The organism is Brevundimonas faecalis, from assembly GCF_040549405.1.
GTDB lineage: Bacteria > Pseudomonadota > Alphaproteobacteria > Caulobacterales > Caulobacteraceae > Brevundimonas > Brevundimonas faecalis.
The window spans coordinates 1,227,023-1,239,936 of sequence record NZ_JBEPTF010000001.1 but is presented as its reverse complement, the minus strand read 5'-3'; the positions used below and the strand labels follow the sequence as shown (position 1 = coordinate 1,239,936).

Sequence of the window (12,914 nt, the reverse complement as noted above, 5' to 3'; positions counted from 1 at the left end):
GGGAATAAAAGGAATTGGCTTGAACCCGCGCCCTGGCCGCCACATGTTCCGATAATGGTTCGCATCTTGATCAGCACAGCCCGTCGCCTCGCGCTCAAGATCGCGAGCTACGGCGCCATGCACCTGATCGTGGCCGTCCTGGTCGCCTTCGCCCTGACCCGGGACTGGCGCATCGCCCTGGCGGTCGGCGTGGTCGAACCCGTCTTCCAGACCATCGCCTATTCCATCCACGACCGCGTCTGGCACCGCGTTGAGCGTCGCCGCATGCTGTCCGGCGTCGAGGAAACGGCCGAGGCCTTCACCGCCCGCCTGGAACTGATGGACGCCCACGAACAGAACCGGGCGCACAATCACCACGGCCATCACGGCCACAGCCACGCCCTGCCCCGCAACCTGAAGCAGATCGCGCTGAAGACCGTGACCTACGGCGTCATGCACTTCACCGTGGCCGTTCTGGTCGCCTTCGCCCTGACGCGCGACATCCGCATCGCCCTGGCCATCGGCACGGTCGAGCCCCTCGTGCAGACGGTCTTCTTCACCCTGCACGACCGCATCTGGACCCGTATCGAAGCCAGAAAAGCCGCCCGCCGCGCCGCCGAGGCTGCGGCCTGAACTCCTCCCCCGTGTAACGGGGGAGGGGGACCGCGCGTAGCGTGGTGGAGGGGGCGAAGCGTCGAGCTGCGGTTTCCCGGTTCGAGCGAGCGTCGGTGGGAACTTGGCCGAGGCTGCGGCTATGGTCGCCCCCTCCACCGCTTCGCGGTCCCCCTCCCCCGCTGCGCAGCGGGGGAGGAGTTAGCGCCCTAACGCTTGTTCAGCGCCACCAGAAACACCTCGGCGCTGCCCTTGCGGCTCGATTCCGGCTTCACATACTTCACCGTCTCGAACTCCTCGCGCAGCCGCGCCAGCACTCCGCCGGCGTCGCCGCCCTGGAAGTTCTTGGAGACGAAATTACCCCCCGGCCTCAGCGTGCGGATGGCGAAGTCGGCGGCGATCTCGATCAGGGCGATGATCTTCAGGTGGTCCGTCTGTCGATGGCCCACGGTGTTGTGCGCCATGTCCGACAGCACCAGGTCCGCCCGTCCGCCGATGGCGTCGATCAACTGCTGGTCCACGCCCGGATGGGTGAAGTCGGCCTGGATCAGGGTCGCGCCGGGAATCGGCTCGATCATCAACAGGTCCACGCCCGCCACCGCCGCAGCGCCGCGATCCAGCGCCACCTGGATCCAACCGCCCGGCGCCGCGCCCAGGTCGATGACCCGCGAGCCCTTCTTGATCAGGCGGAATCGGTCGTCGATCTCGATCAGCTTGAAGGCCGCGCGGCTGCGCCAGCCCTCGGCCCGCGCGCGCTCGGACCACTTGTCGGCCAACTGGCGCTTGATCCACTGCTGGCTCGACATCGACTTGGTGTCGGCCGTCTTCATCTTCTGGCCCAGGCCTCGCCCGGCGGCGGTGCCGCCCGTGGGCGGGCGCACCATCCGGCGGCGTTCCGGCGGCTTGTCTTGGGGCTTTTCGTCGTCGCTCATGCTTCCCACATAGCCGCGACGGCGTTCAGCCGCTATGACCCGCGCACAATTCCGGCTCGCATGGACTTAAAAGGAGCGCCAGATGACCGACCAAACCCTGACCTTCACCCTGGACACCGGCGACGGCGAAGAACGCGCCGTCGTGATCAAGCTGCGTCCCGACCTGGCGCCCAACCACGTCAAGCAGATCACCGACCTGGCGTCGGAAGGCTTCTATGACGGCGTCGTCTTCCACCGCGTGATTCCGGGCTTCATGGCCCAGGGCGGCGACCCGACCGGCACCGGCACCTCGGGCTCCAAGAAGCCGAACCTGAAGCAGGAGTTCTCGAAGGAGCCGCACGTGCGCGGCGTCTGCTCCATGGCCCGCACCGCCAACCCCGACAGCGCCAACTCGCAGTTCTTCATCTGCTTCGACGACGCCCGCTTCCTGGACGGCCAGTACACCGTCTGGGGCGAAGTGATCGAGGGCATGGACCACGTCGACGCCCTGCCGAAGGGCGAGCCGCCGCGCGCGCCGGGCAAGATCGTCAAGGCGACCGTGGCCTAACCGCCTCCCCGACCCTTCTCGCTCTCGGGCGAGAAGGGTCCTCGCCCTTCCTGATCAGGGCAAACGGATCAGGGCGGCCAGCCAGCCGATGTCCTGCAGGCGCTCGACCGACTCGAACAGAGGCACGGCCAGCAGGAAGACCAGGCCGTCGCGCAGGGTCGTCAGGAAGAACTGGGGCTTCACCTCCAGGCTCTCCGCATCCCGCCATTTCGAGAAGTCCGGCCCGAAGCGCGGCGTCCGCGCGCAATAGTCCCGGTAGGTCCAGCCGAAGGCGTCCGCCAGCCAGGCCTCCTCGCGCTTCACCGTGGCGTAGAAGACGGCGACCGTCAGCAGCAGGAAGACGGACGCCAGGGTCACGCTCCCCGTCTGCGCTCCGACGCCGAAGGCGCCCATGAAGCTGAAGAGATAGAGCGGGTTGCGGCTGATCGAATAGGGACCGCGATCGACGATCTCCGCCTTCTTGCGCCCGCCGATGTAGAGCGAGCACCAGGCCCGGCCGACGATGCAGACCACGATCAGGCCCAGGCCGAAGGCCTCCAGCCCTTCATGCAGCGCCGTCTCGCCGCCCATCGATCGGGTGACGAAGGCCAGGGCGATCGCCCCGACCAGACCCGCCAGCAAGGCCAGCTTGCGCAGTTTCTGCACCCGCTGCAGATCAAATCCCTGAACCGTCGACATCACATGCCCTCGACCGAATTGAGGGTGCGACAGAACGCCGCGCAAGCGGCGCTTTCAAGGCCTATGTTTGCGAACGCATCGCGCCTCTACTGATCCAGCCACTGGTCCAGGGCGCGGAAGCCGCCCACGGCCAGTTCAGTCGCGTCCTGGAACACCGCCGGATTGATTTTCTCGAAGTCGTCGCTGGGGCGGTGATAGTCGGGGTGATAGTTCACGCCGAAATAGAGGAAGGGCAGGCCCGCGCGGTGGAAGGCGGCGTGGTCCGACGCTTCGACCCAGTTGTCGGCGCCCTTGTCCTCGGGCGTGTCCTTGCCGAAGGCCAGGGCCACGGTCTGACGCGCCGGCAGGCGCTCCAGCACCGGCCGGAAATAGGGGTGCTGATAGGTGCCCGTCACCCACAGCTTGCCGTCGCTGTCGGCCCGCGCCGTCATGTCGAAGTTCAGATTCATCGAGATCGACGACAGAGGCACGGGCGGCGCCTCGACGAAGTGCTTGGCGCCCAGCAGGCCCCGCTCTTCACCGTCCAGGGCGACGATCAGCACGCTGTGCTCCGGCGGGTTCGCCTTCAGCCGCCTGGCCAGCTCCAGCATGGTCGCCACGCCCGAGGCGTTGTCGTCGGCGCCGTTGTAGACTTGGCCGTCGTTGACGCCGACATGGTCGTAGTGGGCGGTCACGACGATGTATTTGTCGGCCACGCGCGTGCCGGGAATGACGCCGATGATGTTGGTCCCGCGGAAGGTCTTGTTCCCTTCCCGCGTCCGCCCCTGCATCTCCCAGGGCTGCAGCCGTCCCATCGGCGACGCCTGGACGCCCAGGGCCTCCAGCCGGCCGACGATATAGTCCCGCGCCTTGGCCCCGCCTTCGGACCCCGTGTCGCGACCCTGCATGTCGTCCGCCGACAGGATGCGCACATCCTCCATCAACTGGCCGTAGTCGGTGGAGTTGGCGATCACCGGAACCACGGAGTCCGACACCCCCTGGGTTTCACAGGCGGCCAGCGTCAGGGCGGCGGCGATCACGGACAGGCTGGCGAGAACAGGACGCATGGAAGGCTCCGGCGAAATCAGTCGGCGGACGCTAGCGGGCGTCGCGGCCTTCGTCAGATTACGTTTCTGTCATGGACGCTGCGATCCCGCCGCCGCCGGTGCTAAACAGCGCGTCGAACAAGGCTGACCGCGCGATTCCCATGCCCCACACCCCCGTCGATGCTCTGACCGAAGACCAGGCCCGCGAGGAGCTGGACCGCCTGTCGGCCGAACTGGCGCGCCACGACGCCCTCTACTACGCCGACGCCGCGCCCGAAATTTCCGACGCCGACTACGACGACCTGAAGCGCCGCGCCCTCGACATCGAGACCCGCTTCCCGGCCCTCTCCAGCCCCGTCTCCCCGTCGCAACGCGTCGGCGCCCCCGTCTCCAGCCAATTCGCAGAGGTCCGGCACGGCGTGCCCATGCTGTCGCTGGACAACGCCTTCGACGACGGCGAGGTGCGCGACTTCGTGGCCCGCATCGCCCGCTTCCTGAAACTGCCGGGCGACGAACCCGTCGCCTTCGTCGCCGAGCCCAAGATCGACGGCCTGTCCGCCAGCCTGCGCTACGAAAAGGGCGTCCTGGTCCAGGGCGCCACGCGCGGCGACGGCAAGACGGGCGAGGACGTGACCGCCAACCTGCGCACCCTGGACAGCATCCCCCAGACCCTGACCGGCTCCGGCTGGCCGGACGTCATCGAGATCCGGGGCGAGGTCTACGCCCCCAACGCCGCCTTCGACGCCTTCAACGCGGCGGCCGAGGCCGAGGGCAAACGCACCTACGCCAACCCGCGCAACTTCGCCGCCGGGTCCCTGCGCCAGAAGGACCCGAAGATCACGGCCCAGCGCCCCCTGACCTTCTTCGCCTACGCCTGGGGCGAGACCTCCGCCCCCTTCGCCGACACCCAACACGGCGCGCTAGAGGCCTTCCGCGCCTGGGGGTTCCAGGTCAACGACCGCTCGGCCCGGGTCGAGGGCGCGGAAGGGTTGATCGGCGTCTATCAGTCGCTTGAGGCCGACCGCAGCCGCCTCGGCTACGACATCGACGGCGTGGTCTACAAGGTCGACCGTCTGGACTGGCAGCAACGCCTCGGCTTCATCGCCAGAAGCCCTAGATGGGCCATCGCCCACAAGTTCCCGGCGCAGCAGGCGACCACAGTTCTGGAAGGCATCGACATCCAGGTCGGCCGCACCGGCTCCCTGACCCCCGTCGCCCGCCTGCATCCCGTCACCGTCGGCGGCGTCGTGGTTCGCAACGCCACCCTGCACAACGAGGACGAGATCGCCCGCAAGGACGTCCGCATCGGCGACACCGTCGTCCTGCAACGCGCCGGCGACGTCATCCCCCAGATCGTCGGCGTGGTCGAAACCCTGCGCCCCGACGACGCCGTCCCTTACGTCTTCCCCACCACCTGCCCCGTCTGCGGCTCCGAAGCCGTGCGCGAGGGGGACGAGGTCAAGCGCCGCTGCACCGGCGGCCTGATCTGCGACGCCCAGATCGTCGAGCGCCTCAAGCACTTCGTCAGCCGCCGCGCCTTCGACATTGAAGGGCTGGGCGAAAAGCAGCTGATCGCCTTCCACGCGCGCGGCTGGATCAAGGAGCCCGCCGACATCTTCCGCCTGGCCCGCGACGAGGAGAAGCTGACCCTCCTGCGCGCGGAGGACGGCTATGGCGAGACCAGCGTCCGCAATCTGATCGCCGGGATCGACGCGCGCCGCGTCATCTCCCTCGACCGCCTGATCTTCGGCCTGGGCGTGCGCGAAATCGGCGAGCAGACCTCCCTGGTCCTGTCGCGCGCCTTCGGCAACTGGACCGCCTTCCGCGAGGCCTGCATGGCCGCAGCGAACGGCCTCGCCGGCGACGACTGGAAGGCCTTGGCCGCGACCCACGCCATTTCCACCCGCGTCCTCGGCCTGATGGCCGAGGCGACGCCGCCCGCCGACGATCCCTGGCCCGAGGCGCCGATGGATCAGAAGATCGCCCTCGCCTTCCCCGGCATGGCCGCGCCCGCCCGCCGCTCGCTGGCGGAAATCTCCGACGGCTGGAGCGACCTGACCCGGTGGGCCGCCGTCGCGCGCGATGAAGGCCCCTCCGACATCCTGAACCAGATCGCGGGCGTCTCCGGCGTCGGCCCCGTCGCCGCCGAGGCCCTGGCTCACTTCTTCCATGAACCGCACAATCTTCAGGTCGTCGACGCCCTTCTGGCCGAGCTTGAGCGCGTCGAGGATGTCGCCGCCCCGACCACCGACAGCCCTGTGGCGGGCAAGACCGTCGTCTTCACCGGCTCCCTCGAACGCTTCACCCGCGACGAGGCCAAGGCCCGCGCCGAAAGCCTGGGCGCCAAGGTCTCGGGCTCGGTGTCGAAGAAGACCGACTACGTCGTCGCCGGCCCAGGCGCAGGGTCCAAGCTGAAGGACGCCGAAAAGCACGGCGTGACCGTCCTGACCGAGGACGAGTGGCTGGCCCTGATCTCGTAATGCACGCCGTCGCCATCGACTTTGAAACCGCCAACGAGCAGCGGGCCAGCCCCTGTTCCATCGGCCTGGCCTGGATCGACGACGGCGTCATCGCCTCAGTCGAGCACCACTACATCCGTCCGCCGGGCATGCGCTTCGCCGGGTTCAACATCGCCTTCCACGGCATCGGCCCAGAACAGGTCGAGGACGCAGAGGAGTTTCCGGCGGTGCTCGCCGCCATCGCCCCGCGCCTCGAAGGCCGCACGGTGCTGGCCCACAACGCCGCCTTCGACGTCAGCGTCATCCGCAACACCTGCGACCACTACGGCCTGGCCTATCCGGCCTTCGACTATCTGTGCACCGTCAAGCTGGCCCAGGCCTGCTGGCCCGACATGGTCTCGCACAAGTTGAACCAGGTCTGCGCCGAACTGGGCGTCGCCTTCCGCCACCACGACGCGGCCGAGGACGCCTTCGCCTGCGCCTCCGTCGCCCTGGAGGCCGCGCGCATGCACCGGGTCGAAAGCTTCCCCGCCCTGGCCGACGCCGGCCGCCTGAGCCTCGGCCGTGTCTGGAGCGACGGCTACAGCCCCTGCTCCTCGGCCGCCCCGCGCCCTCGCCGCTCCCGCTGGGGCTGAGGCCCTGGCGCGCGAAAAGGCGTCGAAATCCATCGCCTTAGGCCGAGACGGCGATCACAACTTGACCTAAGGTCATGTAATCATTGAACGAAGTTCACAAATTCGGCCTTGTTTCAGACCGAAACCCGGATCACCCTTCGTCCAAGGGATCGGCTCAACGATCCGTCAGAAGGAAAACGCCGATGAAGACCTCCGTCCTGGCGGCCCTCGCCGTCGCGGCCGCCGCCCTCGCTTCCCCGGCTCTCGCCGGCGATCCGACCGGCCTGTGGCAGACCCCGACCAACGGCGGTCAGGTCCGCATCGAGCGCTGCGGCCAGGCCCTGTGCGGCACGCTCGTGACCTCCAGCCATATCCGCGCCGACCCGAACGTGCGCGACCAGCGCAACAAGGACGAGTCCCAGCGCAACCGCCCCCTGCGCGGCCTGCGGATGCTGTCGGGCTTCACCGGCGGCCCGACCGAATGGCGCGGCGGCTCGGTCTACAACCCCGAGGACGGCGGCACCTATCGCGGCACCATCACCCTGACGAACGACAACACCCTGCGCCTGCGCGGCTGCATCGTCGCCCCCCTGTGCAAGACGCAGACCTGGACCCGCGTCCAGTAGTCCGTCCTCACAGACCAAATGAAAGACGCCTCCCCCGCGATCGCGAGGGAGGCGTTTTCACGTCAGCGGTTGACCGAGGTCATGCCGCCGGGCGCATAGCGCTCGCCCGCCGCCGCCCCGCGCGGGAAGACGGCCTCGATCCGCGCCAGATCATCGGCCGACAGCACGATGTCCGCCGCCGCCGCGTTCTGTTCCAGAGTCGTGATCCGGCGCGTGCCGGGGATCGGAACCAGGTCCTCGCCCTGGGCCAGCACCCAGGCCAGGGCCAGTTGCGCCGCCGTCACGCCCTTGTCCGCCGCAATGGCGCCGACCGCATCGACCAGATCCAGGTTCTTCTGGAAGTTGTCGCCGGCGAAGCGCGGATTGGTGCGGCGGAAGTCGTCGGGCGCCAGGTCGTCGACCGACTTGATCTCGCCCGACAGGAAGCCTCGGCCCAACGGGCTGTAGGGCACGAAACCGATGCCCAGTTCGCGCACCACGCCCAGCAGTTCGTCCTCCGGGTCGCGGCTCCACAGCGAATATTCGGTCTGCAACGCCGTGATCGGATGCTCGGCGTGGGCGCGGCGCAGAGTGGCGGGCGCCGCCTCCGACAGGCCCAGGAAGCGGACCTTGCCCTCCTTCACCAGCTCGGCCATGGCCCCGACCGTCTCCTCGATCGGCGTATTGGGGTCGATGCGGTGCTGGTAATAGAGGTCGATGTGATCGACGCCCAGGCGGCTCAGGCTGCCCTCGACCGCGCGACGCACGTTGGCGGGCGAGCCGTCGGTGACGGCCGAGCCGTCCGGCTGGCGGTTGATGCCGAACTTGGTGGCGATGAAGGCCTCGTCCCTGCGCCCCTTCAGCGCCTTGCCCAGCAGGACTTCATTGGTGTGGGGGCCGTACATCTCGGCCGTGTCGAACAGGGTGACGCCCAGGTCGAGCGCGCGGTGGATCACCGCGATGGATTGGGCTTCGTCGGCGCCGCCGTAAAAGGCGCTCATGCCCATGCAGCCCAGACCGACGGCCGAGACCTCAGGGCCGCCATGGCCCAGCTTGCGCATCTTCATCCGCGCATTCCTTCTGATGTGTGGGGGTCGACGGCGCATCCGCCGACACCCCTCAGATGGGCGCCGTACGGCCTTATTTCAAGGGCGCCGTCTGGACCTTCAGCCACGCCAGCGCCGCCTCGTCCTTCTGCACGCCCTCGGCCAGCAGAGGCCCGACCTTGCCCAGGACCTCGGCGTGATAGGCGTCCACGTAGGCCCGCTCCTCCGCTGTCAGCAGATCGACGTCGATCAGACGGCGATCCAGCGGCGCCAGGGTCAGTTGCTCGAAGCCGTGCATCGGCCGCTCGCCGCTCGGAACCTGGGTCGGCGCCGTCACGACCTGCAGGGTCTCGATACGGATGCCCCACTCGCCTTCGCGATAATAGCCCGGCTCGTTCGACAGGATCATCCCGGTCAGCAGCGGCTGAGCGTTGATCGCCGTGGCGATGCGCTGCGGTCCCTCGTGCACGCCCAGATAGGAGCCGACGCCGTGCCCCGTCCCGTGGTCATAGTCGAAGCCCGCGTTCCACAGCGGCTGGCGCGCGACGGCGTCGAGCTGATGCCCCGTCGTCCCGGCGGGGAAGCGGATCACGGCCATGGCGATGTGGCCCTTCAGAACCAGGGTGAACATGCGGCGCTGGTCCGCCGTACCCTCGCCGATGGCCATGGTGCGGGTCACGTCCGTGGTCCCGTCCAGATACTGACCGCCGCCGTCCACCAGCAGAAGCGAGCCCGCCTCCATCTTCCTGATCTTGGCGCCGACCGGCTTGTAGTGCGGCAGGGCGCCGTTCGGCCCGACCCCGGCGATGGTGTCGAAGGACAGGTCCTTCAGCATCCCCGTCGCCTCGCGGAAGCCCTCCAGCGCCTCGACGACCGCCCGCTCGTCGGGCAGGTCCTTCTGCGCGACCGTATCGACCCAGTGCAGGAAGCGGGTCAGGGCCGCGCCGTCGCGGATGTGGGCCCGACGGCTGCCCTCGATCTCGACCTCGTTCTTCTGGGCGCGCGGCAGGGCGCAGGGGTCCATGCCCCGCACGATGGTCGCGCCCGCCGCGTCCAGACGGTCGAAATACCAGGCCGAAGAGACCGCCGGATCGATCAGCACCTTCTGCCCCGACAGGGCGTCCAGCGCGCCCGGCAGCGCCTCCGGCGCCTCCAGAGTCACGGCGTCGCCCAGCCAGCCGGGCAGTTCGTTGGTGACCTTGGCGGGGTCGAGGAAGACCTTGGCCGTCCCGTCGGCCCTCACCACCGCCTGTCCCAGCGGCAGTGGCGTGCGGATCACGTCGCCGCCGCGAATATTGAACAGCCAGGCCAGCGACGACGGCGAGGTCAGAACCGCTACGTCCGCACCCTTGGCGGTGACCGCCTTGCCGATACGGGCGCGCTTCGACGCGGCGTTCTCGCCGGTGTAGCTGTTGTCGTGCGGGACCACCGGCGCCTGCGGCTGGGCCGGACGCGCGTCGCCCCAGGCCAGATCAATGGGGTTGGGCTCGACCGCCTTGAGCGTCGCCCCAGCCTTCTCGACCGCGGCGCGCAGGGTCGCCAGCGCATCGGGGCTGTGCAGGCGCGGATCATAGCCGATGACCGAACCGGCGCTCAGGCCTTCCAGCCAGGCGGCCAGCCTGCCCAGTTCAACCCGCTCGAACAGGGCTGCGTCGGTCTGGGCCTTGGCCTGCACCGTATAGCGGCCGTCGACGAAGACCGCCGCCCGGTCCATCAGCACCACGCCCGCCCCGGCCGAGCCGGTGAAGCCGCTGACCCAGGCTAGACGCTCGCTGGCGTCGGGCAGATACTCGTTCTGGTGCTCGTCCTCGTGCGGGACCAGCAGGCCGTCCAGGCCCTGCTCGGCCATCTTCGCCCGCAACAGGGGCAGGTGCTTCGCCCCGAAGGACGGATCGGTGGTTTCGTCGAATGTCTGGCGCATGCCCCCCTCTTATCCCTTCTCCCCTTGCGGGAGAAGGTGGCCCGAAGGGCCGGATGAGGGGTGAAACACCGTCACTTCATCTGTCGCGCCACCGCTTGCCGAACGGCGTCGAACACCACGGCGGGATTGTTCAGAACGGCCTCGTTTCCAAACCGCAACACGGTGAACCCCTGCGCCGTCAGCCAGGCGTCTCGCTCGGCGTCGGACTCGACCCGCAGGACATGAACTCCGCCGTCTAGTTCAATGATCAGCCGCAACGCCGGACAGCAGAAATCCGCGATGTAACGGCCGATCGGCGTCTGACGGCGAAACTTCACGTCCTCCAATCGACGATCCCGCAACAGCTTCCACATGGCGGCTTCCGCCATGGTCGGTTCCCGGCGGGATCGGCGGGCGTTGGCGCGGGTGCGATCCGTGGGCTTCAACATGGCGGAAGCCTATCATCGAACGACGGTTTTCACCCCTCATCCGTCTCGCTGCGCGAGCCACCTTCTCCCGCAAGGGGAGAAGGATCAGGATTTGCGCAACTGCAGCGCCGTCCACGCGTCATGATGGATCGTCTGCTCCACCGTGAAGCCCAGCGGCAGATAGGCCTCCAGCACCCGCTCCTCCTGGGTTCGCAGCAGGCCCGACAGGATGGCGACCCCGCCCGACTTCAGCGCCGCGCCGATCTCGGGCGCCAGGAACACCAGGGGCGCGGCCAAGATGTTGGCGAACACCAGGTCATAGGGTGCATGCCGGGCGATGCGCGCATCGCTCAGGCCGTCGGCGAAGTAGAACTCGCACCTGGCGTCGTTGATCTGGGCGTTCTCGTTGGCGATGCGGGCCGAGGGCTCGTCGATGTCGGTGCCGACGGCGATGGGCGAGCCGGTCTTGGCGGCCGCGATGGCCAGCACGCCCGTGCCGCAGCCGACGTCCAGCACCTTCTCGAAGGTCTCGGTCGCCAGCAGATTGTCGAAGGCCTCCAGGCAGCCGACCGTGGTGCCGTGGTGGCCGGTGCCGAAGGCGGCGCCGGCGTCGATCTTCAGATTGACCCGCCCCTCGGGAATCTTGCCTTGGTCGTGCGCGCCGTAGACGAAGAAGCGCCCGGCCTCGACCGGCGGCAGGCCCGACAGGCTCATGGCCAGCCAGTCGGCGTCGGCCAGCTTCTCGACGATCACCTCCAGACCCGGCGTGGCGCGCAGGATGGCGGCTATGCCCTCGGCCTCCTCGTCGGTCGTTGGGAAGGCGTCGATGCGCCAGACCTGCTTGTCCTCGTCCTCTTCCAGGATGGAATAGGTCGCGTTTTCCAGCATGGGATCGGCGTCGATGGCAGCGGCGGCGGCCTCGGCCGGGGCGCGATCGCCGCGTGCGATCACCTGAACTGCGGATTCGGACATTTCTTAAACACCGTTATAATAACGAATCGCCGTGCGGGCTGTGGTATGTAGCGCCCGCGTCCATCGAGGGGTCGGGGAGTTTATGGCCAAAGCACCGTCTGAAACGAAACCAGTCGCCGCCAAGGCGGCTTCCACTGCTTCCAAGCCGAAACCGGCGGCAAAGTCGAGCGCTGCGGCGCCCAAGACTGCGGCAAAACCGAAGGCCGCGCCGAAAACCGCCGCGCCCAAGGCGGCGGCCAAGCCCGCCGTAAAGGCGGCGGCGCCAAAGGCTGCGGCCAAGCCCGCTGCGAAAGCCGCGCCCAAGGCCGCCGCAAAGCCTGCTGCGAAACCCGCCGCCAAGGCTCCGGCTGCAAAGGCCGCCGCACCCAAGGCCCCGGCCAAGGCAGCCGCAAAACCGGCCGCCAAGGCTGCGGCTCCGAAGGCTGCGGCTCCGAAGACCGCTGCGCCCAAGGCTGCTGCCGCCAAGGCCGCCGCTCCGAAGAAGGCTGCAGCCCCGAAGGCCGCTGCGCCCAAGGCCGCCGTTCCGAAGCCCGCGGCCAAGCCTGCTGTCGCTCCGGCTCCGGCCCCCGCTGCTCCGGTCGCCGCCGCGCCCGCCCCGGCTCCCAAGCCGGTCGAAGCGCCCGCGCCCGCTCCAGCCGCTGCTCCGGCTCAGGCTCAGGCTCAGGCTCCGCAACCAGCGCCCGCCGCCGCTGCGCCCCAGCCTGAAAAGAAGAAGGGCTTCTTCGCCCGCCTGTTCGGCCTCTAGGCCGACCACAGGTCCGAAACGACAAAAGGCCGGAGGGTTCGCCCCTCCGGCCTTTTTCGTAGCTCGCCTTCCAGAGAAACCCTCCGGAGGCTCGACCTCAGTCCTGCGGCAGGTCTTCGGCCAGGATCGCCATCTCGAACATGAACGAGCCGGCCTCGTCCTCGTCCTCGAAGATGACGCCGATGAACTCGTCATCGACATAGACCTCGGCGGAGTCGGCGACCTTGCGGGCCTTCACCTTGATGCCGCCGTGGTTGAAGGTGCGCTTCAGGTGCGTCTCGACGCGCTTCAGATCAGATTCTTTCACGGGGGTAGCCTCGTTGGTGTCGTTGACGTGTCGTAGGCGGGGGAACCTAGAGAAGCCGCCCTCAC

14 protein-coding genes are annotated in these 12,914 nt (G+C 68.5%); 6 read left to right on the top strand and 8 right to left on the bottom strand.

The genetic code is table 11. From position 1 onward, the window contains the following. Positions 1–66 precede the first annotated feature (66 nt). Positions 67–612, top strand: a complete 546-nt coding sequence (locus ABIE19_RS06110; RefSeq protein ID WP_354088231.1) for a DUF2061 domain-containing protein — start codon at positions 67–69, stop codon at positions 610–612. A gap of 188 nt (positions 613–800) precedes the next feature. Here the strand turns inward: ABIE19_RS06110 and ABIE19_RS06105 are convergent, their stop codons facing one another. Then, on the bottom strand, positions 801–1,523 hold the full coding sequence (locus ABIE19_RS06105; protein WP_354088230.1) for an RlmE family RNA methyltransferase: 723 nt from the start codon (positions 1,521–1,523) through the stop codon (positions 801–803). An 82-nt stretch (positions 1,524–1,605) separates the two neighbouring features. Between ABIE19_RS06105 and ABIE19_RS06100 the strand changes: the two genes are divergently transcribed. Further along, the gene (locus ABIE19_RS06100) at positions 1,606–2,070 is read left to right on the top strand and encodes a peptidylprolyl isomerase (protein ID WP_354088229.1); all 465 of its coding nucleotides are present in this window, start codon (positions 1,606–1,608) and stop codon (positions 2,068–2,070) included. Positions 2,071–2,124: 54 nt separating this feature from the next. On the opposite strand, the gene ABIE19_RS06095 is transcribed toward ABIE19_RS06100, so the two are convergent. Both ABIE19_RS06095 and ABIE19_RS06090 read right to left on the bottom strand, forming a co-directional pair. Beyond that, positions 2,125–2,748, bottom strand: a complete 624-nt coding sequence (locus ABIE19_RS06095) for a methyltransferase family protein (RefSeq protein WP_354088228.1) — start codon at positions 2,746–2,748, stop codon at positions 2,125–2,127. An 86-nt stretch (positions 2,749–2,834) separates the two neighbouring features. Then, positions 2,835–3,794, bottom strand: coding sequence for a M20/M25/M40 family metallo-hydrolase (locus ABIE19_RS06090; RefSeq protein ID WP_354088227.1), 960 nt, complete (start codon positions 3,792–3,794; stop codon positions 2,835–2,837). Positions 3,795–3,934: 140 nt separating this feature from the next. Here ABIE19_RS06090 and ligA point away from each other — a divergent pair, with 140 nt between their 5' ends. The 3 genes from ligA to ABIE19_RS06075 all read left to right on the top strand — a co-directional run bounded on the left by ligA (position 3,935) and on the right by ABIE19_RS06075 (position 7,472). Then, positions 3,935–6,253, top strand: a complete 2,319-nt coding sequence (ligA, locus tag ABIE19_RS06085) for an NAD-dependent DNA ligase LigA (RefSeq protein WP_354088226.1) — start codon at positions 3,935–3,937, stop codon at positions 6,251–6,253. Then, a complete protein-coding gene (locus tag ABIE19_RS06080; RefSeq protein WP_354088225.1) occupies positions 6,253–6,867 on the top strand; it encodes a 3'-5' exonuclease in 615 nt (204 codons plus the stop codon). The genes ligA and ABIE19_RS06080 overlap by 1 nt, the downstream gene beginning before the upstream one ends. Positions 6,868–7,049: 182 nt before the next feature. Then, positions 7,050–7,472 carry a DUF2147 domain-containing protein gene (locus ABIE19_RS06075; RefSeq protein ID WP_354088224.1) on the top strand — a complete coding sequence of 141 codons (423 nt, stop codon included), beginning with the start codon at positions 7,050–7,052 and terminating at the stop codon, positions 7,470–7,472. A 62-nt stretch (positions 7,473–7,534) separates the two neighbouring features. Here ABIE19_RS06075 and ABIE19_RS06070 read toward each other — a convergent pair whose 3' ends face one another. From ABIE19_RS06070 to ABIE19_RS06055, 4 genes are all read right to left on the bottom strand, one after another. Next, the gene (locus tag ABIE19_RS06070) at positions 7,535–8,518 is read right to left on the bottom strand and encodes an aldo/keto reductase (RefSeq protein ID WP_354088223.1); all 984 of its coding nucleotides are present in this window, start codon (positions 8,516–8,518) and stop codon (positions 7,535–7,537) included. A gap of 73 nt (positions 8,519–8,591) precedes the next feature. After that, positions 8,592–10,418, bottom strand: a complete 1,827-nt coding sequence (locus ABIE19_RS06065) for an aminopeptidase P family protein (protein WP_354088222.1) — start codon at positions 10,416–10,418, stop codon at positions 8,592–8,594. Between the two features lie 71 nt (positions 10,419–10,489). Then, complete coding sequence (locus ABIE19_RS06060) at positions 10,490–10,846, bottom strand: endonuclease domain-containing protein (RefSeq protein ID WP_354088221.1); 357 nt, start codon at positions 10,844–10,846, stop codon at positions 10,490–10,492. Positions 10,847–10,930: 84 nt separating this feature from the next. After that, positions 10,931–11,797 carry a 50S ribosomal protein L11 methyltransferase gene (locus ABIE19_RS06055; protein WP_354088220.1) on the bottom strand — a complete coding sequence of 289 codons (867 nt, stop codon included), beginning with the start codon at positions 11,795–11,797 and terminating at the stop codon, positions 10,931–10,933. Between the two features lie 82 nt (positions 11,798–11,879). Here ABIE19_RS06055 and ABIE19_RS06050 point away from each other — a divergent pair, with 82 nt between their 5' ends. Continuing rightward, entirely contained in the window at positions 11,880–12,542 is a 663-nt protein-coding gene (locus ABIE19_RS06050) for a hypothetical protein (RefSeq protein WP_354088219.1), read from the top strand. 97 nt (positions 12,543–12,639) lie between these two features. Here ABIE19_RS06050 and ABIE19_RS06045 read toward each other — a convergent pair whose 3' ends face one another. Next, a complete protein-coding gene (locus tag ABIE19_RS06045) occupies positions 12,640–12,849 on the bottom strand; it encodes a DUF3126 family protein (RefSeq protein ID WP_354088218.1) in 210 nt (69 codons plus the stop codon). Positions 12,850–12,914: the final 65 nt, after the last annotated feature.

Excerpts from the sequence above, each read along its gene's own strand:
- ABIE19_RS06105 (WP_354088230.1), bottom strand. The coding sequence starts at position 1,523 with ATGAGCGACGACGAAAAGCCCCAAGACAAGCCGCCGGAACGCCGCCGG.
- ABIE19_RS06100 (WP_354088229.1), top strand. The coding sequence starts at position 1,606 with ATGACCGACCAAACCCTGACCTTCACCCTGGACACCGGCGACGGCGAA.
- ABIE19_RS06095 (WP_354088228.1), bottom strand. The coding sequence starts at position 2,748 with ATGTCGACGGTTCAGGGATTTGATCTGCAGCGGGTGCAGAAACTGCGC.
- ABIE19_RS06090 (WP_354088227.1), bottom strand. The coding sequence starts at position 3,794 with ATGCGTCCTGTTCTCGCCAGCCTGTCCGTGATCGCCGCCGCCCTGACG.
- ligA (WP_354088226.1), top strand. The coding sequence starts at position 3,935 with ATGCCCCACACCCCCGTCGATGCTCTGACCGAAGACCAGGCCCGCGAG.
- ABIE19_RS06080 (WP_354088225.1), top strand. The coding sequence starts at position 6,253 with ATGCACGCCGTCGCCATCGACTTTGAAACCGCCAACGAGCAGCGGGCC.
- ABIE19_RS06075 (WP_354088224.1), top strand. The coding sequence starts at position 7,050 with ATGAAGACCTCCGTCCTGGCGGCCCTCGCCGTCGCGGCCGCCGCCCTC.
- ABIE19_RS06070 (WP_354088223.1), bottom strand. The coding sequence starts at position 8,518 with ATGAAGATGCGCAAGCTGGGCCATGGCGGCCCTGAGGTCTCGGCCGTC.
- ABIE19_RS06065 (WP_354088222.1), bottom strand. The coding sequence starts at position 10,418 with ATGCGCCAGACATTCGACGAAACCACCGATCCGTCCTTCGGGGCGAAG.
- ABIE19_RS06060 (WP_354088221.1), bottom strand. The coding sequence starts at position 10,846 with ATGTTGAAGCCCACGGATCGCACCCGCGCCAACGCCCGCCGATCCCGC.
- ABIE19_RS06055 (WP_354088220.1), bottom strand. The coding sequence starts at position 11,797 with ATGTCCGAATCCGCAGTTCAGGTGATCGCACGCGGCGATCGCGCCCCG.
- ABIE19_RS06050 (WP_354088219.1), top strand. The coding sequence starts at position 11,880 with ATGGCCAAAGCACCGTCTGAAACGAAACCAGTCGCCGCCAAGGCGGCT.